Origin of the sequence: Methyloversatilis sp. NSM2 (assembly GCF_038066675.1) — a bacterium.
Taxonomy (GTDB): domain Bacteria; phylum Pseudomonadota; class Gammaproteobacteria; order Burkholderiales; family Rhodocyclaceae; genus Methyloversatilis; species Methyloversatilis discipulorum_A.
On the sequence record NZ_JBBUKV010000001.1, the window covers coordinates 741,871 to 767,070 of the forward strand.

The 25,200-nt window shown below is 65.7% G+C and carries 25 protein-coding genes; 13 read left to right on the plus strand and 12 right to left on the minus strand.

All coding sequences use genetic code 11. The annotated features are described in order from the left end of the window. Positions 1 to 240 precede the first annotated feature (240 nt). Positions 241 to 2,334, plus strand: coding sequence for a protein-disulfide reductase DsbD family protein (locus tag WJU27_RS03355; protein ID WP_341421121.1), 2,094 nt, complete (start codon positions 241 to 243; stop codon positions 2,332 to 2,334). Positions 2,335 to 2,347: 13 nt separating this feature from the next. Further along, the gene (locus tag WJU27_RS03360) at positions 2,348 to 2,959 is read left to right on the plus strand and encodes a thioredoxin family protein (RefSeq protein WP_341421122.1); all 612 of its coding nucleotides are present in this window, start codon (positions 2,348 to 2,350) and stop codon (positions 2,957 to 2,959) included. Positions 2,960 to 3,013: 54 nt separating this feature from the next. Here the strand turns inward: WJU27_RS03360 and WJU27_RS03365 are convergent, their stop codons facing one another. Then, the gene (locus WJU27_RS03365) at positions 3,014 to 3,931 is read right to left on the minus strand and encodes a crotonase/enoyl-CoA hydratase family protein (protein WP_020164982.1); all 918 of its coding nucleotides are present in this window, start codon (positions 3,929 to 3,931) and stop codon (positions 3,014 to 3,016) included. Positions 3,932 to 4,469: 538 nt separating this feature from the next. Between WJU27_RS03365 and WJU27_RS03370 the strand changes: the two genes are divergently transcribed. Next, a complete protein-coding gene (locus tag WJU27_RS03370; protein ID WP_020164981.1) occupies positions 4,470 to 6,260 on the plus strand; it encodes a GspE/PulE family protein in 1,791 nt (596 codons plus the stop codon). Positions 6,261 to 6,274: 14 nt separating this feature from the next. On the opposite strand, the gene WJU27_RS03375 is transcribed toward WJU27_RS03370, so the two are convergent. From WJU27_RS03375 to WJU27_RS03400, 6 genes are all read right to left on the minus strand, one after another. Then, positions 6,275 to 6,937 carry a hypothetical protein gene (locus WJU27_RS03375; protein ID WP_020164980.1) on the minus strand — a complete coding sequence of 221 codons (663 nt, stop codon included), beginning with the start codon at positions 6,935 to 6,937 and terminating at the stop codon, positions 6,275 to 6,277. 59 nt (positions 6,938 to 6,996) lie between these two features. Then, positions 6,997 to 7,479 carry an MOSC domain-containing protein gene (locus WJU27_RS03380; RefSeq protein WP_304008243.1) on the minus strand — a complete coding sequence of 161 codons (483 nt, stop codon included), beginning with the start codon at positions 7,477 to 7,479 and terminating at the stop codon, positions 6,997 to 6,999. 44 nt (positions 7,480 to 7,523) lie between these two features. Then, positions 7,524 to 8,978, minus strand: coding sequence for a Y-family DNA polymerase (locus WJU27_RS03385; RefSeq protein ID WP_341421124.1), 1,455 nt, complete (start codon positions 8,976 to 8,978; stop codon positions 7,524 to 7,526). Between the two features lie 29 nt (positions 8,979 to 9,007). After that, the gene (gene imuA, locus WJU27_RS03390) at positions 9,008 to 9,694 is read right to left on the minus strand and encodes a translesion DNA synthesis-associated protein ImuA (protein ID WP_341421125.1); all 687 of its coding nucleotides are present in this window, start codon (positions 9,692 to 9,694) and stop codon (positions 9,008 to 9,010) included. A 4-nt stretch (positions 9,695 to 9,698) separates the two neighbouring features. Continuing rightward, positions 9,699 to 10,307 (minus strand): transcriptional repressor LexA, encoded by a 609-nt coding sequence (gene lexA / locus WJU27_RS03395; RefSeq protein WP_341421126.1) that lies wholly within the window; start codon positions 10,305 to 10,307, stop codon positions 9,699 to 9,701. A 343-nt stretch (positions 10,308 to 10,650) separates the two neighbouring features. Then, positions 10,651 to 11,340 carry a PEP-CTERM sorting domain-containing protein gene (locus WJU27_RS03400; protein ID WP_341421127.1) on the minus strand — a complete coding sequence of 230 codons (690 nt, stop codon included), beginning with the start codon at positions 11,338 to 11,340 and terminating at the stop codon, positions 10,651 to 10,653. Positions 11,341 to 11,611: 271 nt separating this feature from the next. On the opposite strand from WJU27_RS03400, the gene WJU27_RS03405 reads away from it, so the two are divergent. From WJU27_RS03405 to WJU27_RS03435, 7 genes are all read left to right on the plus strand, one after another. Beyond that, complete coding sequence (locus WJU27_RS03405; protein WP_341421623.1) at positions 11,612 to 12,271, plus strand: peroxiredoxin; 660 nt, start codon at positions 11,612 to 11,614, stop codon at positions 12,269 to 12,271. Next, complete coding sequence (locus WJU27_RS03410; RefSeq protein ID WP_019917925.1) at positions 12,237 to 12,716, plus strand: FKBP-type peptidyl-prolyl cis-trans isomerase; 480 nt, start codon at positions 12,237 to 12,239, stop codon at positions 12,714 to 12,716. Before WJU27_RS03405 ends, WJU27_RS03410 begins: the two co-directional genes overlap by 35 nt. An 87-nt stretch (positions 12,717 to 12,803) precedes the next feature. Continuing rightward, the gene (galE, locus tag WJU27_RS03415) at positions 12,804 to 13,820 is read left to right on the plus strand and encodes a UDP-glucose 4-epimerase GalE (RefSeq protein ID WP_296812042.1); all 1,017 of its coding nucleotides are present in this window, start codon (positions 12,804 to 12,806) and stop codon (positions 13,818 to 13,820) included. A gap of 115 nt (positions 13,821 to 13,935) precedes the next feature. Then, positions 13,936 to 14,178, plus strand: a complete 243-nt coding sequence (locus tag WJU27_RS03420; RefSeq protein WP_296812039.1) for a hypothetical protein — start codon at positions 13,936 to 13,938, stop codon at positions 14,176 to 14,178. Positions 14,179 to 14,338: 160 nt separating this feature from the next. Further along, entirely contained in the window at positions 14,339 to 14,824 is a 486-nt protein-coding gene (locus WJU27_RS03425; RefSeq protein WP_296812037.1) for a type II secretion system protein, read from the plus strand. Then, positions 14,824 to 15,210, plus strand: coding sequence for a type II secretion system protein (locus tag WJU27_RS03430; RefSeq protein ID WP_020164973.1), 387 nt, complete (start codon positions 14,824 to 14,826; stop codon positions 15,208 to 15,210). Before WJU27_RS03425 ends, WJU27_RS03430 begins: the two co-directional genes overlap by 1 nt. 4 nt (positions 15,211 to 15,214) lie before the next feature. Beyond that, entirely contained in the window at positions 15,215 to 15,934 is a 720-nt protein-coding gene (locus WJU27_RS03435; RefSeq protein ID WP_341421129.1) for a hypothetical protein, read from the plus strand. A gap of 8 nt (positions 15,935 to 15,942) precedes the next feature. Here the strand turns inward: WJU27_RS03435 and WJU27_RS03440 are convergent, their stop codons facing one another. The 5 genes from WJU27_RS03440 to WJU27_RS03460 all read right to left on the minus strand — a co-directional run bounded on the left by WJU27_RS03440 (position 15,943) and on the right by WJU27_RS03460 (position 21,041). Further along, on the minus strand, positions 15,943 to 16,422 hold the full coding sequence (locus WJU27_RS03440; RefSeq protein ID WP_020164971.1) for a DUF456 domain-containing protein: 480 nt from the start codon (positions 16,420 to 16,422) through the stop codon (positions 15,943 to 15,945). Between the two features lie 5 nt (positions 16,423 to 16,427). After that, positions 16,428 to 17,546 (minus strand): YbdK family carboxylate-amine ligase, encoded by a 1,119-nt coding sequence (locus WJU27_RS03445; protein ID WP_019917933.1) that lies wholly within the window; start codon positions 17,544 to 17,546, stop codon positions 16,428 to 16,430. After that, positions 17,546 to 18,739 carry a cation:proton antiporter gene (locus WJU27_RS03450; protein ID WP_020164970.1) on the minus strand — a complete coding sequence of 398 codons (1,194 nt, stop codon included), beginning with the start codon at positions 18,737 to 18,739 and terminating at the stop codon, positions 17,546 to 17,548. The genes WJU27_RS03445 and WJU27_RS03450 overlap by 1 nt, the downstream gene beginning before the upstream one ends. A gap of 189 nt (positions 18,740 to 18,928) precedes the next feature. After that, on the minus strand, positions 18,929 to 20,464 hold the full coding sequence (locus WJU27_RS03455; protein ID WP_341421133.1) for a fumarate hydratase: 1,536 nt from the start codon (positions 20,462 to 20,464) through the stop codon (positions 18,929 to 18,931). Positions 20,465 to 20,516: 52 nt separating this feature from the next. Then, positions 20,517 to 21,041, minus strand: a complete 525-nt coding sequence (locus WJU27_RS03460) for a TIGR00645 family protein (protein ID WP_029143724.1) — start codon at positions 21,039 to 21,041, stop codon at positions 20,517 to 20,519. Between the two features lie 218 nt (positions 21,042 to 21,259). Between WJU27_RS03460 and acs the strand changes: the two genes are divergently transcribed. The 3 genes from acs to WJU27_RS03475 all read left to right on the plus strand — a co-directional run bounded on the left by acs (position 21,260) and on the right by WJU27_RS03475 (position 25,199). Continuing rightward, entirely contained in the window at positions 21,260 to 23,230 is a 1,971-nt protein-coding gene (gene acs, locus WJU27_RS03465) for an acetate--CoA ligase (protein ID WP_029143723.1), read from the plus strand. A 57-nt stretch (positions 23,231 to 23,287) separates the two neighbouring features. Then, positions 23,288 to 24,766, plus strand: a complete 1,479-nt coding sequence (locus WJU27_RS03470; RefSeq protein WP_341421134.1) for a DUF294 nucleotidyltransferase-like domain-containing protein — start codon at positions 23,288 to 23,290, stop codon at positions 24,764 to 24,766. Between the two features lie 172 nt (positions 24,767 to 24,938). Next, positions 24,939 to 25,199 (plus strand): DUF4212 domain-containing protein, encoded by a 261-nt coding sequence (locus tag WJU27_RS03475; protein WP_341421135.1) that lies wholly within the window; start codon positions 24,939 to 24,941, stop codon positions 25,197 to 25,199. Position 25,200: the final 1 nt, after the last annotated feature.

The following is a 25,200-nucleotide window of genomic DNA, read 5'->3' on the forward strand; positions in this document are numbered from 1 at the left end:
TTGTTTTCGCTCTGCATCCCGGGACATAACGATCGCCGGGCGCGGATTCATGAGCATCGTTAGTGCCGTAACTCCCGTTCTTCCGTGACGCAGTTCCCCATTGCCGGGCGGAGTGCGCCTGCGTTGTCGCCGCGGTCATCGGCCAGCCGATGGCCGCGAACCGGCATCGTCTATCGTGGTCGACTGAGCGACAAGCAAACGGGCGCCCGGCGCTCGAACGATATTCATACCTCCCGCACGATGTCCTTCATTCGCCATCTCTTTTTTGTACTTGCGCTGACCAGCGCCGCGCCGGCGCTGCACGCCGCGCGCAGCGAAGCACAGGTCAGCCCGCGCGCAACCGTCGCGCTGCTGTCGGCGACCGACGTCGCGGCGCCCGGGCAGACGCTCGACCTCGGTCTGCACTTCCGCTTCCAGCCCGGCTGGCACATCTACTGGATGAATCCGGGCGACGCCGGCCAAGCACCGCGCATCGAGGTGTTCGCGCCGGCAGGTTCGACGCTCGGCGAAGTGAGCTGGCCGGCACCGGAACGCCACGTAGATGGGCCCATCACCACCTTCGTCCATCAGGGCGAGGTGCTGCTGCCCTTCACGGTAACGCTGCCGCCAGCCCTCGCTGGCGCAGCCGCGCTGTCGGTCAAGGCGAACTGGCTGGTGTGCAAGGACATCTGCATTCCGGAAGAAGGGGTGTTCAGACTCGAATTGCCCGTCGGTCCCCCGCAAACGGGAAGCGATGCAGCACTGTTCGACGCGGCGCGCGCGGCGATGCCGACGCGCAGCGAATGGCGCGCGACGGTCGATGCACAGGGCGTACTGACGCTGGAGGGGACGGGCGCCGGCAGCCTGCAGTCGGCCGACTTCTTCCCGGCCGACTGGGGGCGCGTCGTGCACGGCGCGGCCCAGACCCTGAACACGGCAGGCGATGCGGCGCGCATCGCGTTGACGCCCGGTCCGGATTTCGACCCGGCCAAGGCGCTCGAGGGCGTGCTGCGTGTCCGCGGTGCAGACGGCGTCGAACGGGCGCTGTGGGTGGCGACGCCGGGCGAGTCGCCGGTTCGTACGCCGGTGCTCAGTCTGGCGGCGGCCGATGCCCTGCCGCCTTCAGGACCGGCGAGTCCGGTCGCTGCGCCTGCGGACGAGGGGTTGCTGTGGCCGCTGCTGTTCGCGTTCGCCGGCGGCCTGCTGCTTAACCTGATGCCCTGCGTGTTCCCGGTGCTGGCGATCAAGGCCTTGTCGTTCGCGAGGATGGGCGGCGACCGCGCCGCGGCCGTGCGCCTGCAGTCGCTCGCCTATTGCGCTGGCGTGGTCGCCAGCTTCCTGCTGCTGGCCGCACTGCTGCTTGCCGTGCGCGCCGCCGGCAGCCAGGCCGGGTGGGGTTTCCAGTTCCAGTCGCCGGTGTTCGTCGCCGCCATGGCCACCTTGCTGTTCGGCATCGGGCTGAATCTGTCCGGAGTGTTCGACATCGGTGCCCGGCTGACGTCCGCCGGCGAATCGCTGGCCTCGCGCGGTGGACTGGCGGGCAGCTTCTTCACTGGCGTGCTGGCGGTGGTGGTTGCGACACCCTGCACGGCACCCTTCATGGGCGGGGCGATCGCGGCTGCGCTGGGCGCACCGGCGCCGGTGACCGTGGGCATCTTCGTCGCGCTCGGACTGGGCATGGCGCTGCCCTATCTGCTGTTCGCCTTCTTTCCTGCGATGGCTGCGCACATGCCCAGACCGGGCGCCTGGATGGAGCGACTGAAGCAGGCGCTGGCCTTCCCGATGTACGGCGCGGCGGCCTGGCTGGTCTGGGTGCTGAGCCAGCAGAGCGGGGCCGATGGCGTGCTGCACGCGCTGGCTGCGCTGCTGCTGGTGGCGCTGGCGGCCTGGCTGTTCGGTGTGGCGCAGCGCGGTGCAGGGCGCGCCTGGGGCTGGCGCAGCGCGGCGGCACTGGCGCTGCTGGCCGGCCTGCTGGCGCTCGGGCGCACGCCGGAGCCGGCGGCGGCGGCCGTCGCGCAGGCGGCCGAAGGCGCCTATTCGGTGCAGCGTCTGGCCGATCTGCGCGCCGCCGGCCGACCGGTGTTCGTAAACATGACAGCTGCCTGGTGCGTCACCTGTCTGATGAACGAAAAGGTGGCGCTGTCGACCGATGCCGTGCAGCGCGCCTTCGCCGACCGGGGCGTCGTCTACCTGAAGGGCGACTGGACGCGCGCCGATCCGGACATCACCCGTTTCCTGCAGTCGCACGGTCGCGACGGTGTACCGCTCTACGTGTATTACGCACCCGGCCGGGAGGGCATTGTGCTGCCGCAGATACTGACGCCGCAGATCGTGCTCGATCACATCGCTTCATGAGGAGAGCCTGTCGATGACCATCAGAACCACGCTTCGCACCGGCCTGCTGGCCAGCGCACTGTTTGCCGCCGCAGTCCATGCCGCGCCGCGTATCGGCGAGCCGGCGCCCGCCTTCACCGCCGTCGATTCCAATGGTCGGACGGTAAAACTGTCCGATTTCGCCGGCAGGACGGTGGTGATGGAATGGACCAATCACGGCTGCCCCTACGTGCAGAAATGGTACGGCGGCGGCATGCAGGCACTGCAGAAGGACGCCACCGGGAAGGGGGCGGTGTGGCTGACCGTGCTGAGCTCGGCACCCGGCACCCAGGGCCACGTGGACGGCCCGACGGCGAACCGCATGATGAAAGAGCAGGGGGCGGCGCCCACCCACTACCTGCTGGATTACGACGGCAAGGTCGGTCGCGCCTACGCTGCACAGGTAACGCCGCACATGTACGTCATCGCGCCCGACGGCCGGCTGGCCTATATGGGCGGCATCGACAGCATCGCCTCGCCGGACGTGAACGATATTCCGAAGGCCGAGCCGCTGGCGCGGCTGGCCATTGATGCGGTACTGGCGGGGAAACCGGTCGCCAAGGCGCAGACGCGCCCGTATGGCTGCTCGGTGAAGTACGCGAACTGAGGCGTAAGGTGATCCGGCCGGTGCGTGCATCGCACCGGCCGGCGGTCGGAACACTCAGGCGCTGACGCTGCCGGTGCCCGGGTGATTCGCTGCGTGCATGCGGTTCTGCGCCTTGACCAGGCGTTCCATCGTGCGCAGGTCCTTGCGGTCGAGCTTCATCGCGCCGCGTACCCATTCGCGGGTCACGTCTTCCAGTTCCTGGTAGGTCAGACGCACGTAGGCGTGCATCTTGGCGCGCTGGAAGGCGCGGAACCCCTTGAGCTGGGACGACATCGAGCGCATCACGTCGCGCGCGACCCATTCGCCGCGGCCCGGCTCGGCCAGGTGGTCGACCAGACCCAGTTCGTGCATCTTCTCGGCCGGCAGCACCTTCGCGTTCAGGATCAGGTCTTCCGCCACGCGCGGGCCCGCCTTGCGTGCGACCAGGCTGTAGGCGCCCATGCCCGGGAACAGGTTGAACATCATTTCCGGGAAGCCCAGCTTGGCGCCGCGTTCGGCGATCACCACGTGGCAGGACAGCGCTGCCTCGAAACCGCCACCCAGCGCGTCGCCCTGGACCACGGCCATCGACACCGCATCGGCATGCAGACCGGCGACGTTGTTGTTGATGGCGCGGATGCAGGCTTCGGCGTAGCGCATCAGTCCGGCCTCGTCGCCTGCCTCGACCAGCTTCTGGAACAGGTCGAGATCGCCGCCCAGGTTATAGACGCCGGGTACGCCCGAGCAGTTGAGGAAGAAATCCACCGTGCCCGGCGCCAGTTCCACCTCCTGCTGCTGCGCCACGACGTCGGCCAGCAGCTCCGGCGTGAAGCAGGGGCGTCCGGTCGGGTGGGCATACATCCACAAGGCGCGCGTTTCCGCCTCGTAGCGTGAAGTCAGGATAGGAGTGGACAACAGGCGTGGCGCATTAGCGGCCATGCCGGGCAGCGGCACCGTGTGCAGATGAGCACGGGTGCGATCAATGATCTGCATTGCACGCCTCCATACGAAATACATCGCGGGCAGGCGCGGCAGCGTCGATACTCTTTCCGGAGCGATACGGCAGGTGCCGTCCTGCTCCATGGCGCGGGGTCAACAGATCCATTTCAGCCTCCGTCGGCATGTCCGACTTTAAGCATGCTGAAAACAATCGCCTCTTGAGGCGAATTGGAGAGGCAGTTTTCCTGCCTTTTTTTCCTGCTGTCTGGTGCACGAATCCAGACAGAGTCTGACCCTGTAAGTGCATGTTACGACAAGGCGGAACAGTTTTGCTTGAAAATTTGATTGCACCCTGCGCCGGGTTCGTGGATGGCCCGTGCAGGGTGTCGAGCACCTCGCTGGAACGGCCCCGGCTGCGGCTGCCGCTTGCCTTGCCTGATGAGGGCTTCCGGGTGATGCGGTGCACGATCCGCCGCGGCCGGCCCGCCGTCCGGCAGCGTCCGCTCGGCTATAGTCGGGAGCACAGGATGGGGTGTCCGCCCCCGGCGTGTGCCGGGCACAGAGCATGCGGGCCCGATCCACGGAGACATTGATGAAACAGGCTTCGTCCGGCAAGGACACGCGGGAACACAAGGTCACGCTGCAGGAACTGGTGGAGGGCATGGTGGCCGACGGCCTGCTCGGCGAGTCGGTGGCGCGCGTGTTCCTGCACGACCGCCGCTACTGGCGCGGCGGTGACCATCCGCTGGTCGTGCTGGCCGGCCAGAAGTGGAAATCGCTGCACCCGCCGCACCGGGTGCTCAATCTCGATGCGCTGACCGAGTGGATGGCCGGCTGGAGCGGTCACGACTACTACCACATCGATCCGCTGAAGGTCGATTTCGCGGCGGTGACCGAGGTGGTGTCGAGCGCCTACGCCAACCGCTTCCGCATCCTGCCGGTGCAGGCGTCGGCGCGTGAGGTGGTGATCGCCACGGCGGAGCCTTTCATGACCGAGTGGGAGAAGGAACTGGCGCCGATACTGCGCCGGCCGATCCGGCGCGTCATCGCCAACCCGGACGACATCGCCCGCTACGTGGTCGAGTTCTACAGCCTGGCCAAGTCGGTCAAGGGCGCTGCCAAGCGGGGCGACGTCAGCGGTGCGGGCGCCTCGAATTTCGAGCAGCTGGTCGAACTGGGGCGCAGCAACCGGCCGCTCGATGCCAACGACCAGCACATCGTCACCATCGTCGACTGGCTGTGGCAATACGCTTTCGAGCAACGCGCCAGCGATATCCACATCGAGCCGCGGCGCGATTTCGGTGTCGTGCGCTTCCGTATCGACGGCGTGCTGCATCAGGTCTACCAGATCCCGATGCCGGTGCTGGGTGCGATGACCTCGCGCATCAAGATACTGGGCCGCATGGACGTCGTGGAAAAGCGCCGTCCCCAGGACGGCCGGATCAAGACGCGCGCACCCGACGGCCAGGAGATCGAACTGCGGCTGTCCACATTGCCCACCGCCTTCGGCGAAAAGCTGGTGATGCGGGTGTTCGACCCGGAAGTGCTGGTGCGCGATTTCCGCGATCTCGGTTTTTCCGACGAGGACGCGCGGCGCTGGAAGCAGATGACCACGCAGCCGAACGGCATCGTGCTGGTGACCGGCCCCACCGGCTCCGGCAAGACCACCACGCTGTATTCGACGCTGAAGAACCTCGCTACGCCCGAGGTGAACGTGTGCACGCTGGAAGATCCGATCGAAATGATCGAGCCGGCCTTCAACCAGGTGCAGGTGTCGGCGGACATCGGCGTCACCTTTTCGGCCGGCATCCGCTCATTGATGCGGCAGGACCCGGACATCATCATGGTGGGCGAGATCCGCGATCTGGAAACCGCCGAAATGGCGATCCAGGCGGCGCTGACCGGTCACCTCGTGCTGTCCACGCTGCACACGAACGATGCGCCGTCGGCCATCACCCGTCTGCTCGATCTGGGTGTGCCCAGCTATCTGCTGAACGCGACCGTGCTCGGCGTGATGGCGCAGCGGCTGGTGCGCACACTGTGCCCGCACTGCCGCAAGCCGGCGTCCCCGCAGGACACCGATCCACAGGCATGGAAGGATCTGGTGGCGCCGTGGAAGGCCACCCGGCCAGAGCGTTTCACGCAGGCTGTCGGCTGTCTGGACTGCCGCATGACCGGCTATTCGGGCCGCATCGGCATCTACGAAATCCTGCTGATGTCGCCGGAAATCAAGTCGCTGGTGTCGGCTGGTGCAGACATCGGCGCGCTGCGCGACCAGGCCTATCGCGAAGGCATGTACCCGCTGCGTGTGTCCGGTGCGCTGAAGATCGCGCAGGGTGTGACGACGATGGAAGAGGTGATGAAGGTGGCGCCGCCGGCCTGAGCCGGCAGCGTGCATCAATAGCCGGTGGATGGCGGCCAGCCGATGCCGGCGAAGGGTGGCTTGCGGCCGACCAGACCTTCGAGCAGCGTCAGTTCGGCGTCGGTGTGATTGATGACGCTGGCGGCCGACATCATGTCGGTGCCGGGTTTGTCGCTGAGCCACATCGGCTTGTCGTGGTGCCGGGTGCGCACGGTTTCACGCTGGTCCGGATCGCTGTTGCGCGCCAGTTCCGCTTCGCCGTAGCACAGGCAGAAGTAGGTCCGTTCCTCGGCCGCTTCGATGTAACAGCCGGTGCCGCGTATGCCTATCGTCGCTGCCGGCGTGGCGATGCGTTTCTGGCCGCGGTCGAACACCGACAGCAGCTTGCCGGTGATCACCCGCATCAGGTCGGCGGCGGCACCGCTGCCGAAGGCGACATGCGATTCGCCGCGCTGCAGGAAGGCGTCGCGACCGAGCACATAGATCGCTTCGGCGCCCGGGCCGGTACGTATCGTGTCGCCCGGACGGATTTCCATGTGAAAGTTCGCTGGCGCGCCATTGACGCTGACGTCGCCACGGAAGCCGCGCAAGCCGGTACGGCTGTCACGGGCGAGCGCTTCGCGCACCAGTGCGTCGAAGGCCAGCGGGGCGGCGGCACCGCCGGCAAGCAGGGTGGTCAGTACGCGTCTTCGATCCATGTCGTTTTTTTCCTTCTTCTGATGCAGCGATTATCGCGCGGGTAGGAGAACAGACCCGTTCATTCGTTCTCGGGCGTCACCGCATCGCCCTGACGGATCAGACCGCTGCGCAGCACGCGCGCGGTGATGCCGCCGTGGCCGCGCATCACGTTGTAGCCGCCCTTGCCCAGATTGGTTTCCATGCGCGAGCACGGGTCGCAGGTGCCGGTGTATTCCAGCAGCGCATCGCCGACGCGAAAGCGCTTGCCTTTGAGTGCCAGCAGATTCAGACCGCTGACCACGATATTGCGTCGCACGAGGCCGGGATCGACCTCGCCCAGACCGAGCAGGTCGGCCACTGTCTGCAGGTGTTCGGCCTGGATCAATGTGACCTGCCGCTTGCCGTCCGGGCTGGCGTAGCGGTCACCTTCGAGGCCGAGCGATTCGATGGCCTGCACCGTGTCGACGACGCGCAGCGGCTGCATCCGCGCCGGACGGACGCCTATCCAGGTGACCTGTCCGGCGTGTGCGAAGGTGGAAGTGAGTGTCTGAAGGGTGTCCATGGTCGTCGTTTCATCGTGCGCAATATGTCGGGACGGATGCTACTTCAGGCGAACAGTCCCTGCAGATACCAGCGATGCGGTGCCCTGTGTTCTCGATAGATCCACAACCGTTCCTGACGTGGTCCGACGGCGATGTAGTAATCGCGCAGTGCTTCGGCCGGATGGTCGTTGTCGCCAGCGTCGTCCCACCAGCCGGCCTCGATCCGTTCGGCGCGGCCGAGGCAATGCAACGGCCCGTTGCGCCAGGGCTGACCGTCGCGTTCGGCCAGCAGTTCGGGTTCCGGCAGCAGCCACAGGGGACGCTGCGGCTTGCCGGCAGCCGGCTGCGCACGACCCGGTTCATCCCGCCGCTGCGCCCGTTCCGGTCGGTGGTCGCCACTCGCCGACAGGCTGTAGACCGCATCGCGACCGAGGCGGGCGCGCAGCCGTTCGACCAGCACGTCGCGGGCTTCCTGCCTGTCCTGTGGCGAGGGCGCCTGGGTGCCAAACAGGTCGCGGCTGCGGCCGGGCAGCTCGATCCAGTCGGGTGCCCGCAGTCTCAGCGCGGTGACCGCTTCCGGCAGGGTGATGCGCGCCAGATGCTCGCGCGTCAGCGATGCAAGCAGGCGGGCGTCGTGGGAAGGGGTACCGGTGCGCAACTCCAGCCGGGTGGGTGCTTCGTGCTCGTGCTGCAGTTCGAGCAGGCATTCGGCGATACCGGCGTGTGCCGCGGCCAGCTGGGTGCACGCACTGTTGAACAGCCGGCTGGCGGCGAACAGCAGTACATCGGCATCGTGACGCGGTACCGGCAGTTCGATCCGGCTGTCGATTTCCGGAGGCGGCGAGAAGAACATGCGCGGATCGGCGGTCTGACCGAGCGCCTGATCGATCAGGCGACGCAGGGCCTGTGCATCGCGCAGCGCCAGTGCGTCGCGCGGCAGCTTCATCGCGTCTCCCACGCTGCGCAGACCGGCTTCGCGCAAGGTGGCCAGTCGTGTCTCGCCAGCTTCGGTCACGTCGAGCGGCAATGCGGCCAGCGCTGCCGGCAAGGCTCCTGGACCGCGTATCGTTCGCCCGGGTGTGCCGAGAGCCAGCCAGCGTGCAGCACGCGGTGTCGGTGCACAGGCGCTGAGTGCATGAAAGCCAGCGGCAGCCAGCGCACTGCGCAAGGCACGCAGCAGACCGTCGAGGCCGCCGAACAGACGGATGCTGCCGGCGACTTCCAGCAGCAGTCCGTCGGTTGCCAGGGCGACATGAGGGGTGAAATGCAGAGCGCAGCCGGCGGCGTCCTTCAGAGCCGCATCTTCCACCCGGCTGTCGCGCGGGCTGATCAGCAGGTCGGGCGCTAGTGCCAGTGCGTCGGCCACCCGCTGGCGGGGGCGCACGCCCTGAGCCAGCGCTGTCGCATCCAGCGCGACCACACGCTGCTTCTCCGCCACCGCCAGCGGCTGTGTGTGGGCCTGAGCACGGAAGCGCGCCTGCAGCGGCCACTCGGGAAAGACCAGTGCCAGCCAGAGCATGTTGTACGCAGATCCATGGCGCAGGCCTGTCAGCCGACCAGCGCCAGGACAGGGCGCTGGCGCGCGATGTCGGCACGCCGTACCGGGAGGCCCGGACGGGTGCCGAGGTGAACCGCTCGGTTGGCTGGGCGACCGCGTCGTTTCAGGATGTCGATGCGCACCTCGCCTTCCGCAGCGCCGGATACCTGCAGGCGCAAGGCGGCTGGCGAGGCCATATGTGCGTCGGAGGCGGGGCGGAACAGCACCAGCGGCAGCGCGGCTTCACGCACCGCCAGCTGCAGCCGGCGCAGCAGGGCCGTGTCCACCCGGTCGAGCCAGCCGGCGACTGCGCTGCACGCACCCGAGTTGAGTGCGTGACGCAGCGCCCAGACACGCTCGCCGGCACTACCCGCCTGAATCATCAGCATGCGAGGCGTGCACAGGCCCGCGGCGGCGAGCGCCGAAACATTCGGATACCAAGGCGGCGCCACCCAGGCCACCCAGCCATCGGCCTGACTGGCTTGCGCCAGCATGGGCAGCAGCAGGGAGACTTCACCGTGCCCGCAGCAGTCGGTCAGCACTTCGCTCATGTCGCCAATCGGCCAGCCTCCGCCGGGCAGTTCGGCGTCGAGCGCCGGATGACCGGTGGACACGGTGGGGCACGCGTCCGCCGCCGTGTCGTTGGCACGCCAGACATCCGGACGGTGCAACAGGGTATGCAGGCTGGAGGCGCTCATCGCGTCAGACCGCGTTGCCGTTGCGGATCAGCCCCACCATGACGCCCTCGATCACCAGCGGGTCGCGCCGGGTGTCGACGACGATGGGGCTGAACTCGGGATTTTCCGGCAGCAGCTCGACCTGTGCGCCACTGCGGCGTAGCCGCTTCACGGTCACTTCATCGTGCAGCCGGGCGACGATGATCTGGCCGTTGTGTGCTTCGGAGGTGGCATGGACGGCGATCAGGTCGCCGTCGAGGATGCCAGCGTCGCGCATGCTCAAGCCCCGCACCCGCAACAGATAGTCGGCGCGTGGCGAGAACATCGACGGGTCTACCTGATAGCGTCCCTGCACGTGGGCGTCGGCAAGAATGGGATTGCCGGCCGCGACCCGGCCTATGAGTGGAATGCCTGCCGGCTCGGACAGCCGGATGCCGCGTGCGCGGCCTTCGTCGAGACTGATGACGCCCTTGCGTGCCAGTGTGCGCAGATGGCTTTCGGCGGCGTTCGGCGAACGGAAGCCGAAGGCCTGCGCGATCTCGGCCCGCGTGGGCGGGCTGCCACGTTCGCTGACGGCGTCACGAATCAGTTGCAGGATTTCCTGCTGGCGGGGCGTCAGGCTGTCGTTCGACATGGGGCAGGTGCTTGCTGTACGAGAACTGTATTTTTATACAGTTATTCGTAAAGGCGCAAGCAGGCCGGGTGTCGATTGTCGACAATTGTTACAGGGTGGTATTTGTTCGCGTGCACCCTGCCAGCCAACGCCGGTCCGTGTGGTTTGTGCAGTGCGATGAAAAGAAATGGATTTTTGCCGTGGCGCCCGGATGACAGGATGTTCGGGCGGGGATCTAATACCGAAGTACTAGGTTCCGGCTGTCGATATTCTTGACAGTGTTGCGGCGCAGCAGGTCCGGATGCTTCGACCAGGCAACAAAAAAGCACCCGAAGGTGCTTTTTTGTTTTCAGGCAGGTGAAGCTCAGCCCATGCGACGCTTTGCCATCAGGCCGATCATGCCTAGGCCAGCCAGCATCATCATGTACGTATCCGCTTCGGGCACAGCTGTGACAGCCACAGAGAGGTCGACGCTCTTTTTCTCGATGAAAGCTGCTGTCGGGAAGGAACCCGGCGGATTGTAAGCAGCGAGAATATTCTGAATCGTGAAGGTTGCGGACTTGGATGCTTCGTCCAGCGTTACCAAGGCAGTGGCGGACCAGTCAGAGGTCGAAAAATCGAACTCTGAGTTGGCAGAGAAGCCGCTTGCTCCGATAGAAGACACACTGGTCGGCGCACCACCAACATCCAGGCTTCGACCACGCAACTGGCCCGTCGCGCTGACGCCTGAGCCCGTCCCGAAGAAGAAGTAATCGCCGGCTTCAACCAAGGACGCACCATTAATCAGGTAATTGTCCTTTGCTGTAACGGTCAGGGCGAAGGTCGAATTCGTTACCTGAATACCGTTTCCGTAGCTTGAGGCGGAAAAACCCGGGCTGCCGGAGGGTGCCCAGGTGATGGTGTTGCCAACCAGGATTGGCGTTCCAAACAGACCAGTCAGTGCGTCGTCGTAGGTAAGGTCGAAGAAGGAGCCGCTCAACGTGACACTTGCGGCTTGTGCGCCACTTACGGCGAAAACGCCGCTAAGCGCTGCTACAAGCAGGGTTTTCTTCATATTCCTGTCCTTTCACAAAAAGTGACAAAGTGGAGCCCAGATTTTTGCAAGAACATCAGCCCCCCACAATCCGGGATGACGCCCTCATTTGCAACGACAAGTAAGGGGTCATTCCGCACACTGCGAGCAGCCCAGCGTTCTGATGAAAAAGGAATGCAAGACTCAGGCCACTTTCTGTTTGTCATTGCTCTTTCTGAAGAAAAATTTTCAACTATTTGAAGTTATTCAATAAAGTCGATTGTTGACGGACGTTCGACTCAGCCGGGGTGTGATGCTCTTTGGTGCGTCAGGGCCACATTTGTGCAATGCGGCGACGGCTTTTTTTACAACGGCGCAGCAAGCCTGCCTGCTAGAATCCGCCGGACTCCAGAGCGTGCGATGTTTCGTGGTCGCGTCGTGTGGATGGGAGGTGCGCATGTTGAATGCAGGACAACCCGCTCCGCTGTTCGAACTGCCGGATGCCGATCTGGAACTGTTCAATCTGGGCGACCAGCTCGGGCAGCACCTGATGGTGCTCTACTTCTACGCCAAGGACGACACGCCGGGCTGTACGGCCCAGGCCATCGAGTTCAGCGATCTGGACGACGATTTCCGGCGTTGTGACTGCACCGTGCTCGGTGTCAGCCGCGACGAATGTTTCACACACGCAGATTTCCGCGACAAGCACGGCCTGACGGTCAGGCTGCTGTCGGACATCGATGGCGAGGTCAGTCGGCGCTACGGCGTCTGGCGCGAGCGCGAGGTCGACGGAAAGCTGCGGTTCTGCATGACCCGCTCGACATTCATCATCGATCGGAAGGGTGTCATACGTTACGCGCAATATGGCGTGAATCCGCGCGGGCACGCCGGGGAAGTCCTCGAACGCGTGCGCGCACTGCACATGAAAGGAATCAGGAATGCTCATCAGCAAGAACTCGGTCGTCACCCTTAAGTACAGCGTGACGGATCCGGACGGCAATATGGTCGATCCGGGCGAAGCCCCGCTGGCCTATCTGCACGGCGGTTACGGCGGTATTTTCCAGCCGATCGAGGAAGCACTTGAAGGCAAGACCGTCGGCGACGAAGTGGTCGTGAAGCTGCAGCCGGAAGATGCCTTCGGCGAGTACGACGAAGAACTGGTCGAGATCGAATCGCGCGCGAACTTCCCGGACAATATCGAAGTCGGCATGCAGTTCGAGCGCGTCAGCGAAGATGGCGAGGAAGAGGGCCTGTACACCGTGACCGACATTGCCGACGACCGCGTCGTGATCGACGGCAATCACCCGCTGGCTGGCACCGCCCTGGTGTTCTCGTGCTCGGTGTCGGCAGTGCGTCAGGCGTCGGCGGAAGAGCTGTCGCACGGTCACGTGCACGGCGACCACGGCCACCACCACTGAAATCGTCCCTCGCCGGGTGCCGACGAAGGCCCCGGCGTTCTCCGCCCGCTGTCGGGCGCTGCATCGAAATCCTGTCGGGGAATATCCATGTCGCGTGTGCTGGTCACCGGTGGCGCGGGCTATATCGGCTCGCACACCTGCATCGAACTGATGGCTGCGGGCCACCAGGTGGTGGTTGTAGACAACCTGTGCAACAGCAAGCGCGAATCTCTGACGCGCGTCGAACGCATCGCCGGGCAGGGGCTGCAGGCCTTCGTGCAGGCCGATGTCCGCGACCGCGCCGCGATGCGCGCGGTGTTTGCGGCGCACGACATCGACGCGGTGATCCACTTCGCCGGCCTGAAGGCGGTCGGCGAATCGGTTGCGAAGCCGCTCGAGTACTACGACAACAACGTCAGCGGCACGGTGGCGCTGTGCGAGGTGATGGCCGAAGCCGGGGTGAAGACGCTGGCCTTTTCGTCCTCGGCCACGGTTTATGGTGATCCGGCGTCGGTGCCCATCCGCGAGGATTTCCCGACCGGGCCGACCAATCCTTACGGCCGTTCGAAATGGATGGTCGAGTACCTGCTGCAGGACCTCGTGGTGGCCGATCCGTCCTGGCGCATCGCACTGCTGCGCTACTTCAATCCGGTCGGCGCGCACGAATCCGGCCTGATCGGCGAAGACCCTAACGGACTGCCGAACAATCTGATGCCTTTCGTCAGCCAGGTGGCGGTGGGCAAGCTGGCCGAGTTGCGCGTGTTCGGCGGTGACTGGCCGACGCCGGACGGCACCGGCGTGCGCGACTACATCCACGTGCTTGACCTCGCTCAAGGCCACGTGCGCGCCATCGACTACCTTGCAGAGCATGCCGGTCTGCTGACGGTGAATCTGGGTACTGGTCGTGGCTACAGCGTGCTTGAGGTCGTACGCGCCTTCGAGCAGGCAAGCGGACGCGCCGTGCCGTACCGTATCGTCGATCGGCGGCCGGGGGACATCGCTCAGTGCTACGCCGACCCGGCGCACGCAAACCGGCTTCTGGGCTGGGTTGCGCGGCGCGACCTCGCGCAGATGTGCGCCGATGCGTGGAACTGGCAGCGCAGCAACCCGCAGGGCTATGCCTGACGCGCGTCGCGCGCGAAGGACAGAAAGTCTCGGCGCGCCGCGATAGATGACGACCGCCGCTTCGTGCTAAATCAGCAGCTCGCCGTCGGTCGGAACCAGCCCGGGAGGATTGCCCATGCATCTGCAAGTCGTGTTCGAAAAGGCGCACGCCGCGGACAGCGGAAACAGCGCATCCATCTTCCGGCAGTTGCTCGACGCGCTCGAGCACGATGCGCCATTCGACCTGCAGTTGCTTTATCAGCTGCCCTATGCCGACTTCGACACCGCACTCAATGCGTTGCGCGAATGGCGTTCGCAGCGCTACGTGTGGCTGCGCGAACACGAGGGTGCTCAGCCCTGGCGCAGTCATCTGAGTTAGGGGCTGTCCGCGATTACCACATGTCTCACCTGGAGCTGAGTCGCGCGGCATGCTTGCCACGCGGTGCGCGGGCTGCACGAGTGAGCTCACGATCAGGTGCGGAAAACCGCCGAGAGGTGCTGTCACGGTGCCGTGATGGTGCTGTGTTAACCTGCGGTGCATGCTGCGTCATACACGTCTTTCCCGCGGTTTCACGCTGATCGAGCTGATGGTGGTGATCGCCATCGTCGGCGTTCTCGCCACCATGGCCATGCCCATGATGGAACTGGCGCGCGTGCGCGCGAACGAGGCCGAACTGCGCACCTCGCTGCGGCAGATCCGTACCGCGCTCGACGATTACAAGAAGGCCTGGGACGAGGGGCGCATCGAGAAGAAGGTCGGTGCCAGCGGCTACCCGCCCAGCCTCGACGTGCTCGTCAATGGCGTGCGCGACGTCAAGCAGCCGAACGACGTGAAGATCTACTTCCTGCGCCGGCTGCCGCGCGACCCCTTCCACCCCGATACATCGACGCCGCCCGAACAGACCTGGGGCCTGCGCAGCTACGCCAGCCCGCCGGACGAGCCGGTACCCGGCGCCGATGTGTTCGATGTCTATTCGCTGTCCGGCCGCACCGGCCTGAACGGCATTCCGTACCGGAACTGGTGATGTTCACTTTCGTCCGCAAACGCGGTTTCACGCTGATCGAGCTGCTGGTGGTCATGGCCATCATCGCTGTGCTGCTGACCATTGCCGCACCTCGCTACTTCGAACATCTCGACCGCTCGAAGGAGGCGACGCTGAAGCAGACGCTGGCGGTCACCCGCGATGCGATCGACAAGTTCCGCGGCGATCGTGGTGCCTGGCCGCAGAGCCTGCAGGACCTGGTCGACAAGCAGTACCTGCGCAAGCTGCCCTTTGACCCGGTTACCGACAGCAGCGAAACCTGGATCGTCGTGCCGCCGCGCGATTCGGCGACCGAGAGCGGTGTGGCCGATCTGAAGAGCGGTGCCGAAGGCACGTCGCGCGACGGCGTCGCCTATTCCGACCTCTGACGCGATGCGGGCGGACCAGCGGGGCTTTTCCTATCTGCTGCTGCTGTTCGCAGTTGCCGCGCTGGGCATTGCTGCAGCCGGCAGCGCGCTGATGTGGACCACGCTGTCGCAGACCGAACGCGAACGCGAACTGCTGTTCATCGGCGGCGAGTTCTCGCGGGCGCTGCAGCGCTACTACGACGCGTCCCCGGCGGAGCCGAAAACCTATCCGGCACGGCTGGAGGATCTGCTCGAAGACAAGCGGCATCAGGTGCCGATGCGTCATCTGCGCAAGATCTATGTCGACCCGATGACCAACAACCGGGACTGGGGACTTGTCATGTCGCAGGGGCAGATCCGCGCAGTACACAGCCGATCGGAAAAGGTGGCGCGCATCCACGTGCTGCCGCGCTGGGTCGATGCGACCGGCGACAAGGTGGCGACCGGCCTCAAGACGCCGCTCGCGCAGCAGTCCGCGCCCATCCCGGGTCAGCCGCAGGCCGTGCCCGGACAGCTCGGTCCGACGGCGCCGTCCGCTGCCCGTCCGGCGGGCGATCTGCGTCATGCCGACTGGCTGTTCGTGCCGGTTGCCGACACGCCTGCGCAGCAGGACACACCGGGTTCGTCGTCTGCGCCCGGATCGGCGGCGGGCAGTACTCCGGTCGTGGTCGGCGAGGGCGGTGATGTTCCGCAACCCGACGGTGCGGCGGGATCGCTGCAGGAGCAATACACCGGCAAGCGCTGAAGCGGCTGTCAAATCAGCCAGGCGGCCAGTGCGATGCCCAGCATCATGAAGGCGATGGCCACCTTGGCGACGGCGGCGATCAGCATGCCGAGCCAGGTCGCCACGCCGACGCGTGCGGCCTGCAGTGCGTCGCGTCGCGCGATGAATTCGCCGATCGCTGCGCCTGCCAACGGTGCGAACAGCAGGCCGATCAGGCCGGCGAACAGCCCGAGCACGGTACCGATTGCTGCGCCGACCAGCGCCAGCGTGCTGGCGCCCACTCGCTGAGCACCGATCACGCCCGACGCGAAATCGATCAACCAGGCGAGCACGGTGAGTGCGCCCAGCAGCGACAGCGTGACGCTGCCGATGTGGGTGAAGTCGTCCAGCCAGGCCATCATCAGGAAGCCGCCGAACATCAGCGGAATGCCGGGCAGGGCGGGCAGCACGACGCCGGCCAGTCCGATCAGCACCAGCAGTGCCGCGATCGCCCACAGCAGGATGTCCATGCCGCTCATTGGGCGAAGGCGGCGACCGCGTCGTCGACCACCGCCAGCAGGTTGCGCGTGCGGGCGTGCACCGCGCGCAGTCGCGTGGCGTCGTTACCGCCGCCGCGGACCATGCGATGCAGCGCGTCCAGTGCGTCCGACGAACGCAGTGCATCGGCGTGCGGTGCCAGCCGTTCGAGCGTGGCGGCGATGTCGTCGCGCAGCGGCAGCGCGGCGTGGCTGCGCGGATGCACGATCAGCCCGTCGAGACCGAAGCGGCAGGCCTGGAAGCGGTTGTAGGTGTACACGAGATAGTCGTCCTCCACCGGCTCCGGATCCTCGCCGGACAGGATGAGCCGGCACAGTGCCTGCAGGTAAACCGCGATCTGTGCTGCCCGATCGACGCCGAGCGGCGTATCGCAGACGCGCAGCTCTATCGTGCCGTACTCGGGCTTGGGCCGGATGTCCCAGTAGAAATCCTTCATGCTGCGCACGATGCCGGTGTCCTCCATCCGCGCGAAGTAGTCGCGCTCGAAGCGCGACCATTCGAGCACGAAGGGGGCACGGCCGCTGAGCGGGAAGGCGAATACCGAATTCAGCCGGGCCGAGTCGAACAGCGTGTCGCTGCCCTGTGAGAACGGCGACGACGCGGACAGTGCGATGAAGTGCGGCACATAGCGTCCGAGCGCGTGCAGCACGCGCAGTGCGCTGTCCGGATCCGGCATGCCGATATGCACGTGCTGACCGAACACCGTGAACTGCTTGGCCAGATAACCGTAGAGGCCGGACAGCTGCTGGAAGCGCGGTGCCGAGAAGATGCGCCGTTCCGACCACTGCTGGAACGGGTGGGTGCCACCGCCGCACAGCGATACATTGAGCCGCGTCGCATCCTTGACCAGCGCATCGCGCATCAGGCGCAATTGTGCAAGCAGCGTGGCGTGGCTGTCATGGATGCCGGTCGCCACCTCTATCATGCTGTCGGTCATTTCCGGCTTGATGTCGCCGGGAAAGGTCTGACGCTGCGCCAATTCCAGCAGGTCGGCCGCCGCCGACGCGAGGTCGCGGTCGTGTTCGCCGACCAGCTGCAGTTCGAGTTCGACGCCCATGCTGAGCGCCGACGAGGCGTGGAAGGTTTCGAGCGGCATCAGGCGTCCTCCGTCCTCTGTGCTTCGCCGGCCAGCACCAGCGCCCACTGGGCGAACACCGGCCCGACGAATTCCATCACGATCACCATGCCGGCGATGGCCGACAGCGCGCTGTCGGCGAGTCCGAAGCCGGCGGTGCGACTGTATTCGAGCAGCAGCAGCGCGAAGGTCGACAGTGGTGCCAGCGCCAGCCCGGTCAGCGCGCCCTTGCGTGTGCTGGTTCCGCTTACATGGGCAAAGGCGGCGGTCGCGCTCATCTTCGCTGCGATGCGGCCGAGCGACAGCAGCACGGCCAGCGCCAGTCCGGCAGCGGTGGTCGGCCAGGTCGCCATGCCGGCAACGAACACGAACAGGAACAGCGTCAGCAGTTCGCCCAGCACCCCGAAGTTGCGCTGCGCCGGCGTCAGCACCAGCCGCTTGCGCCGCATCAGCACGCCCAGCGTCAGCGCGGCCAGCAAGGGCGACACGTTGACGCCCTGGGTGAGCAGGGTGACCAGCATCACCGCCAGCGCGAACACGATGGTGACGCCACGTTCGTCGGCGCGCAGCCGGCGCAGCAGCCAGGGCAGTGGCACGCCGACCAGGATGCCGCAGCCGACCGACACGGCGAGGATGGCGGCGCTGTTCCAAACCGCGCTGACCACGCTGCCGGACGCCAGCAATTGCCAGTAGCCGATCGCACCCTTCATCAGCAGCACCGACAGCAGGCAGTTGATGGCGCACAGATGCAGCGCGCGTTCGGTTACCTGGCCGGAACCGCGCAGGTCGTTGACCACGCGCACCAATGCGGCCGGCGAGGTGGCCACCGACAGTGCGCCGAGCACCATCGCGATGTCCGGCGGCTGGCCCATCGCAATGGCGATGGCGCGCACCACGACGAAGGTGAGCAGCGATTCGGCAATCCCGGTCAGCGTGAGCCAGTAATTGGTCACCAGCCAGCGCAGGTTGATGCGGTGACCCAGCTCGAACAGGAACAGCGCGAGCGAGAAATTAGCCAGGAAGGACATGGCTGCCCGGGTTTCGGCGTCGTGCGGCGCGCCGCCCCAGGCACTGTAGACGATGCCGGCGAGCGAATAGACGCAAACGCGCGGTATCGCCAGCCCGCGGTGAAAGATCTCGCCGGCCAGCCACGCGAGCAGAAGAACAGCCGGCCAGCCGACCAACGTGAATATGCGACCTGCTTCGAAGATCATCGCGTCGCCTCCGTTCTGCACGCACTGCGCGCGGGAAGACAGAAGCCGTGCCTGTGCGGCACGACGGCGGATTTTTCTGCGGGGAATACGGACCGCTTCCAGGCGGCCTCTGTTGTTGCAGTGCGGACCGACTGGCGCCGGTCCGCTTATCGGGCCGGCGGTGCCGGCGTCAGGTAGCGCTGGAGACTATCACGCGGTGGCGACAGGAATCTTCCCGATCTTCGCCTGCCATTCCTTCGGACCGGTTTCGTGCACCGAGGTGCCGCCGGAGTCGACGGCGACAGTGACCGGCATATCGACCACGTCGAACTCGTAGATCGCTTCCATGCCAAGGTCCTCGAAGCCGACCACCTTCGCCGCCTTGATCGCTTTCGACACCAGGTAGGCGGCACCGCCGACCGCCATCAAGTAGGCGCTCTTGTGCTTGCGGATGGCCTCGATCGCCGCCGGGCCACGCTCCGACTTGCCCACCATCGAAATCAGGCCGGTCTGCGCCAGCATCATTTCGGTGAACTTGTCCATGCGGGTGGCGGTGGTCGGGCCGGCCGGGCCGACCACTTCGTCGCGCACTGGATCGACCGGACCGACGTAGTAGATGACGCGGTTAGTGAAATCGACCGGCAGCTTCTCGCCCTTGGCCAGCATGTCGGCGATGCGCTTGTGCGCGGCATCGCGGCCGGTCAGCATCCTGCCGTTCAGCAGCAGGGTCTGGCCCGGCTTCCACGAGGCGACCTCTTCCGGCGTGAGCGTGTCCAGATCGACCCGCTTCGAGGTCTTCGTGTCGGCCTGCCAGGTCACCGCCGGCCAGTCTTCGAGGCGCGGCGGTTGGAGCTTCGCCGGGCCCGAGCCGTCGAGGTGGAAATGCACGTGGCGGGTGGCCGCGCAGTTCGGGATCATCGCCACCGGCAGCGAGGCGGCGTGCGTCGGGTAGTCGAGGATCTTCACGTCGAGCACGGTGGACAGGCCGCCCAGGCCCTGGGCGCCGATGCCCAGCGCGTTCACCTTCTCCATCAGTTCCAGCCGCAGTTCCTCGATGCGCGTGAGCTTTTCGCCACGCGCCGCCTTGTCGGCGACGATCTGGATGTTCACCGGCTCCATCAGCGATTCCTTGGCCAGCAGCATGGCTTTTTCCGGCGTGCCACCGATGCCGATGCCCAGCATGCCCGGCGGGCACCAGCCGGCGCCCATGGTCGGCACCGTCTTCAGCACCCAGTCCACGATGGAGTCGGACGGGTTCAGCATGACCATCTTGGACTTGTTCTCCGAGCCGCCGCCCTTGGCCGCGCAGATCACTTCGACGTGGTCACCCGGCACGATTTCGTAGTGGATGACCGCCGGCGTGTTGTCCTTCGAGTTCTTGCGGGCGCCGGCCGGGTCGAGCAGCACCGACGCGCGCAGCGTGTTGTCCGGGTGCATGTAGGCGCGGCGCACGCCTTCGTTGACCATGTCGGTGACGCTCATCGTGGCGTCCCAGCGCACGTTCATGCCCACCTTCAGGAAGACCACGGCGATACCCGTGTCCTGGCAGATCGGGCGCTTGCCTTCCGCGCACATGCGCGAGTTGGTCAGGATCTGCGCGATCGCGTCGCGTGCCGCCGGCGACTGTTCCCGCTCGTAGGCCGCACCCAGCGCCTGGATGAAGTCGAGCGGGTGATAACAGGAAATGAACTGGAAGGCGTCGGCGATGGACTGGATGAAGTCGTCCTGGCGAATGGGCTGGCTCATGGAAAGGTCCTCGGGTATTGAAGGGGGCCGCTCGTGGCGGCCCGGGCTGCGCTCAGTGGTGCGTCTTGTTGAGCACCAGCGTCTGCGTCATCAGCTTGTCGGTGTAGGCCATGGCCATGGCCGACACGACGAACACCATGTGGATCACCACCTGCCACAGCACGATGCGGTCGTCGAGCTGGCCGGCGTTGATGAAGGTTTTCAGCAGGTGGATGGCCGAAATGCCGATCAGGGCGGTGGCCAGCTTCACCTTCAGCACGCCGGCGTTGACGTGCGACAGCCATTCCGGCTGATCCGGATGATCCTCCAGGTTCAGTCGCGACACGAAGGTTTCGTAGCCACCGACGATGACCATGATGAGCAGGTTGGCGATCATCACCACGTCGATCAGGCCCAGAACGATGAGCATGATGTCGGTTTCGGTCAGGTTGCCGATCTTGTGGATCAGGTGCGACAGCTCGACCATGAACAGATAGACATACACCGCCTGGGCGACGATCAGTCCGAAGTAGAGCGGGGCTTGCAGCCAGCGACTGGCAAAGATGCAGCTTTTTAGAACACGTCCAAGATTAGTCATGCGCAGTCGAATATAAGACAAAAGACGGCGCCGATATTACCATCCGGTTCTTGCAGCTTCGGTCCGCGAGCGTAAGCGGTCTGTAAGCCGCAAAGGCTGTAATCGATGGAAGAAAAACGAGCGCGTAGTTCTGCGCCTGTCGGCGGCCCACAAGGCCGTACGTTGCACGGCGGTTTCCATCCGCCTGCTTGCAGATTTGAGATGACGGAGGAGGTTGTATGTCTGAAGCTACGGAAGTTCGCGTGTACCAGCCCTCGCAAGACATGGTGAGCAATGCCGCCGTGTCCGGCATGGATGCCTACAAGGCTCTGTGCGCCGAGGCGGAACGCGACTATGAGGGGTACTGGGCTCGTCTGGCTCGCGAGCATGTGACTTGGCAGACGCCGTTCACGCGTACCCTGAATGAAGACAATCGCCCGTTCTTCAAGTGGTTCGAAGACGGCAAGCTGAACGTGTCCTACAACTGCCTGGATCGCAACATCCAGGCCGGTCTCGGCGACAAGACCGCGATCATCTTCGAAGCGGACGACGGTACCGTCACCCGCGTCAGCTACAGCGACCTGCTGGTGCGCGTCAGCCGCCTGGCCAACGCACTGCGTTCGAAGGGCGTCAAGAAGGGTGACCGCGTCGTCATCTACCTGCCGATGTCGATCGAAGGCATCGTCGCGATGCAGGCCTGCGCCCGCATCGGCGCCACCCACTCGGTGGTGTTCGGCGGTTTCTCCGCCCAGTCGTTGCGCGACCGCATCAGCGACGCCGGCGCCGTCATGCTGATCACCGCCGACGAACAGTGCCGCGGCGGCAAGAACATCCCGCTCAAGCCCATCGTCGATGAAGCCTTCGGCATGGGCGGCTGCGAGTCCTGCAAGACCGTCATCGTTTACAAGCGCACCGGTGGCGCCTGCAACATGGTTGCCGGTCGCGACGTGTGGCTGCACGAGGCACTCGAAGGCCAGGCCGACACCTGCGAACCGGAATGGGTCGAGGCGGAACACCCGCTGTTCCTGCTCTACACCTCGGGTTCGACCGGCAAGCCGAAGGGTGTCCAGCATTCGTCCGGTGGCTACCTGCTGCACGCCATCCTGACGATGAAGTGGACCTTCGACATCAAGCCCTCCGATGTCTTCTGGTGTACCGCCGACATCGGCTGGGTCACCGGCCACACCTACATCACCTACGGCCCGCTGGCCTGCGGTTCGACCGAAATCGTGTTTGAAGGCGTGCCGACCTACCCGGACGCCGGCCGCTTCTGGAAGATGATCCAGGACCACAAGGTGACCGTGTTCTACACCGCGCCGACCGCCATCCGCTCGCTGATCAAGGCGGCCGATGCGAACGACGCTGTGCACCCGAAGAGCTACGACCTGTCGTCGCTGCGCATCCTTGGTTCGGTCGGCGAGCCGATCAATCCGGCTGCGTGGGAGTGGTACTACCAGAACGTCGGCGGCAGCCGTTGCCCCATCGTCGATACCTTCTGGCAGACCGAAACCGGCGGCCACATGATCACGCCGCTGCCGGGTGCCACGCCGATGGTGCCGGGTTCGTGCACGCTGCCCTTCCCGGGCATCCAGGCCGCCATCGTCGACGAAACCGGCAATGACGTGCCTTGGGGCCAGGGCGGCATCCTGGTCGTCAAGAAGCCGTGGCCGTCGATGATCCGCACCATCTACGGCGATCCGGACCGTTTCGTGAAGAGCTACTACCCGGCCGACTTCCAGGGTCGTTACTACCTGGCGGGCGACGGTGCGATCCGCGACGCGAAGACCGGTTACTTCACCATCACCGGCCGTATCGACGATGTGCTGAACGTGTCGGGTCACCGCATGGGCACGATGGAAATCGAGTCGGCGCTGGTGGCGCATCCGCTGGTGGCAGAAGCCGCTGTGGTGGGCCGTCCGGACGATCTGACCGGCGAAGCCATCTGCGCCTTCGTCGTGCTGAAGCGTTCGCGCCCGACCGGCGACGAAGCCAAGCAGATCGCCAACGAGCTGCGCAACTGGGTGGGCAAGGAGATCGGTCCGATCGCCAAGCCGAAGGACCTGCGTTTCGGTGACAACCTGCCGAAGACCCGCTCGGGCAAGATCATGCGCCGCCTGCTGCGCTCGATCGCCAAGGGCGAGCAGATCACTCAGGACACCTCGACGCTGGAAAACCCGGCCATCCTCGACCAGCTGGCGCAAACCCTCTGATCGGGGCCCGCGGCGCGTCTCCCGCGCCGCGGCTCTGCCTGTTCCGGTGTGGTGCCGATGAGCTCAGCTGACGCCCCACCGATCTCCGGCCCGCCGCACGGCGGGCCGGATCTCCACCTCCCCCTGCATTGCCTGATCCGCCGCGCAGCCGTCTGCGTGTCCGCGGATGCATCGCTGCGCGAAGCGCTGACGCGCATGAACGACGAGCGTGTCGGTTCGGTGCTGGTGACCGAGGCCGGCCGCGCGGTCGGCATCCTGACGCTGCCCGATCTGCCGGGGCGTGTGCTGCTGCCTGGCCTGTCGCTCGATACCCCGGTGGCGCGGGTGATGAGCAGCCCGCTGCACGTGCTTGACGCCGACTGCAGCGGCGAGGACGCGGCGCGGCTGATGGCCCGCCACGACGTACGCCACATCGCCGTGATCGATCACGACCAGCGGTTGCTCGGCGTGATTGCACAGAACGATCTGTACGCGAGGCTGCGCAGCGACATCCGCTCGCTCGCCGGTCGCATTCATTCTGCGGGCGACCTGGACGCGCTGGCCGACGCCGCGCGTGCGGTGCGCCGCTTCGGTCTCGCCCAGTTGCAGGACGGCAGTTCGGCCGAGGCGCTGACGCTGCATCTGTCCGCGCTGAACGACGCGCTGACCGCACGCGCCATCGACCTCGTGCGCGCCACTCACCCTGACGGTGCGGTGTTCGACCGCGTGCGCTGGTGCTGGCTGGCCTTCGGCTCGGAAGGGCGGATGGAACAGACCTTCTGCACCGATCAGGACAATGGGCTGGTGTTCGAGGCGCCGCCTGGCCTGAGCGCCGACAGCGTGCGACCGGCGCTGCTGCGTGTTGCCTGCGACATCAACCGCGCGCTGGCGCAACTCGGCTTTCCGCTGTGCGAGGGCGGGGTGATGGCCGGTCAGCCGCGCTGCTGCCTGTCGCTCGACGAGTGGCGCCAGGCCTTCGCCGACTGGATCGCCGAACCGCAGCCCGAGGCGCTGCTGGCGGCCAACATCTTCTTCGATCTGCGGGGGCTGCATGGTGACGCCGCACTGGCCGACGCACTGCTGACGGAGCAGGTGACACAGGCTGCTGCCGGCTCCCGCTTCCTGCGCCTGATGGCACAGAACGCCTTGCGCGCACGCGTACCGCTGGGCCTGTTGGGACGCCTGCGCGTCGATGACGTGCGCGACGCACCGCACACGCTGGATCTGAAGGCAGGCGGCGCGCGCATCTTCGCCGACTGCGCGCGGCTGCTCGCCCTGCGCGAGGGCGTCGCGGCCCGCTCGACCAGCGCGCGCCTGCGGGCGCTTGCGCGGCAGGGCGGGCTGGCCGGCGACGACGTCGAGGCGATGATCCGCGCCTTCTTCGTCATCCAGCAGCTGAGGCTGCAGCGGCAGGGCGAGACGACAAGCATTCTGGCGACGGCAAACCGCATCGATCCGCGGCTACTCAATGCGCTCGACCGGGTGGTACTGAAGCAGGCTATGGTTCAGGCGCAGCGCCTGCTCGATCGCATTCGCATGGACTGGCAGCTGCCCTGAACCCATGCTGCACCGCCATATCGAGGCGATGTAAGCGGGCAGTAAGATTGGACTGCATCATGTGCGTCACGTCATGGGTGTTTATGTCGCGGCGATTCGCCGCTGCGCTTGCATGACGAAAACAAGGCGTCGCGGTGACTTCGCCGACATGACGCCACAGGAGGAGACCTGTATGCAGTTGTCAGAACGGCACCGTGAGTACTGGCGCCGGAATCTTCGCATCACCGCGGTTCTGCTGGCGATCTGGTTCCTGGTCACCTTCGTGCCGGTCTATTTCGCGCGCTCGCTGAACGAGATCATCTTCCTCGGCTGGCCGCTCGCCTTCTACATGGGGGCGCAGGGTGCGCTCATCGTCTATGTGATCATCATCGGCTACTACGCACGCGTGATGAACCGGCTCGATCGTGAGTACGGCGTGAGCGAGGACCGCTGAC

Excerpts from the sequence above, each read along its gene's own strand:
- WJU27_RS03475 (WP_341421135.1), top strand. The coding sequence starts at position 24,939 with ATGCAGTTGTCAGAACGGCACCGTGAGTACTGGCGCCGGAATCTTCGC.
- WJU27_RS03355 (WP_341421121.1), top strand. The coding sequence starts at position 241 with ATGTCCTTCATTCGCCATCTCTTTTTTGTACTTGCGCTGACCAGCGCC.
- WJU27_RS03405 (WP_341421623.1), top strand. The coding sequence starts at position 11,612 with ATGCTCTTTGGTGCGTCAGGGCCACATTTGTGCAATGCGGCGACGGCT.
- WJU27_RS03470 (WP_341421134.1), top strand. The coding sequence starts at position 23,288 with ATGAGCTCAGCTGACGCCCCACCGATCTCCGGCCCGCCGCACGGCGGG.
- WJU27_RS03440 (WP_020164971.1), bottom strand. The coding sequence starts at position 16,422 with ATGGACATCCTGCTGTGGGCGATCGCGGCACTGCTGGTGCTGATCGGA.
- lexA (WP_341421126.1), bottom strand. The coding sequence starts at position 10,307 with ATGTCGAACGACAGCCTGACGCCCCGCCAGCAGGAAATCCTGCAACTG.
- WJU27_RS03365 (WP_020164982.1), bottom strand. The coding sequence starts at position 3,931 with ATGCAGATCATTGATCGCACCCGTGCTCATCTGCACACGGTGCCGCTG.
- imuA (WP_341421125.1), bottom strand. The coding sequence starts at position 9,694 with ATGAGCGCCTCCAGCCTGCATACCCTGTTGCACCGTCCGGATGTCTGG.
- acs (WP_029143723.1), top strand. The coding sequence starts at position 21,260 with ATGTCTGAAGCTACGGAAGTTCGCGTGTACCAGCCCTCGCAAGACATG.
- WJU27_RS03425 (WP_296812037.1), top strand. The coding sequence starts at position 14,339 with ATGCTGCGTCATACACGTCTTTCCCGCGGTTTCACGCTGATCGAGCTG.
- WJU27_RS03420 (WP_296812039.1), top strand. The coding sequence starts at position 13,936 with ATGCATCTGCAAGTCGTGTTCGAAAAGGCGCACGCCGCGGACAGCGGA.
- WJU27_RS03450 (WP_020164970.1), bottom strand. The coding sequence starts at position 18,739 with ATGATCTTCGAAGCAGGTCGCATATTCACGTTGGTCGGCTGGCCGGCT.
- WJU27_RS03400 (WP_341421127.1), bottom strand. The coding sequence starts at position 11,340 with ATGAAGAAAACCCTGCTTGTAGCAGCGCTTAGCGGCGTTTTCGCCGTA.
- WJU27_RS03380 (WP_304008243.1), bottom strand. The coding sequence starts at position 7,479 with ATGGACACCCTTCAGACACTCACTTCCACCTTCGCACACGCCGGACAG.
- WJU27_RS03435 (WP_341421129.1), top strand. The coding sequence starts at position 15,215 with ATGCGGGCGGACCAGCGGGGCTTTTCCTATCTGCTGCTGCTGTTCGCA.
- WJU27_RS03455 (WP_341421133.1), bottom strand. The coding sequence starts at position 20,464 with ATGAGCCAGCCCATTCGCCAGGACGACTTCATCCAGTCCATCGCCGAC.
- WJU27_RS03460 (WP_029143724.1), bottom strand. The coding sequence starts at position 21,041 with ATGACTAATCTTGGACGTGTTCTAAAAAGCTGCATCTTTGCCAGTCGC.
- WJU27_RS03385 (WP_341421124.1), bottom strand. The coding sequence starts at position 8,978 with ATGCTCTGGCTGGCACTGGTCTTTCCCGAGTGGCCGCTGCAGGCGCGC.
- WJU27_RS03445 (WP_019917933.1), bottom strand. The coding sequence starts at position 17,546 with ATGCCGCTCGAAACCTTCCACGCCTCGTCGGCGCTCAGCATGGGCGTC.
- WJU27_RS03375 (WP_020164980.1), bottom strand. The coding sequence starts at position 6,937 with ATGGATCGAAGACGCGTACTGACCACCCTGCTTGCCGGCGGTGCCGCC.
- WJU27_RS03430 (WP_020164973.1), top strand. The coding sequence starts at position 14,824 with ATGTTCACTTTCGTCCGCAAACGCGGTTTCACGCTGATCGAGCTGCTG.
- galE (WP_296812042.1), top strand. The coding sequence starts at position 12,804 with ATGTCGCGTGTGCTGGTCACCGGTGGCGCGGGCTATATCGGCTCGCAC.
- WJU27_RS03410 (WP_019917925.1), top strand. The coding sequence starts at position 12,237 with ATGCTCATCAGCAAGAACTCGGTCGTCACCCTTAAGTACAGCGTGACG.
- WJU27_RS03370 (WP_020164981.1), top strand. The coding sequence starts at position 4,470 with ATGAAACAGGCTTCGTCCGGCAAGGACACGCGGGAACACAAGGTCACG.
- WJU27_RS03360 (WP_341421122.1), top strand. The coding sequence starts at position 2,348 with ATGACCATCAGAACCACGCTTCGCACCGGCCTGCTGGCCAGCGCACTG.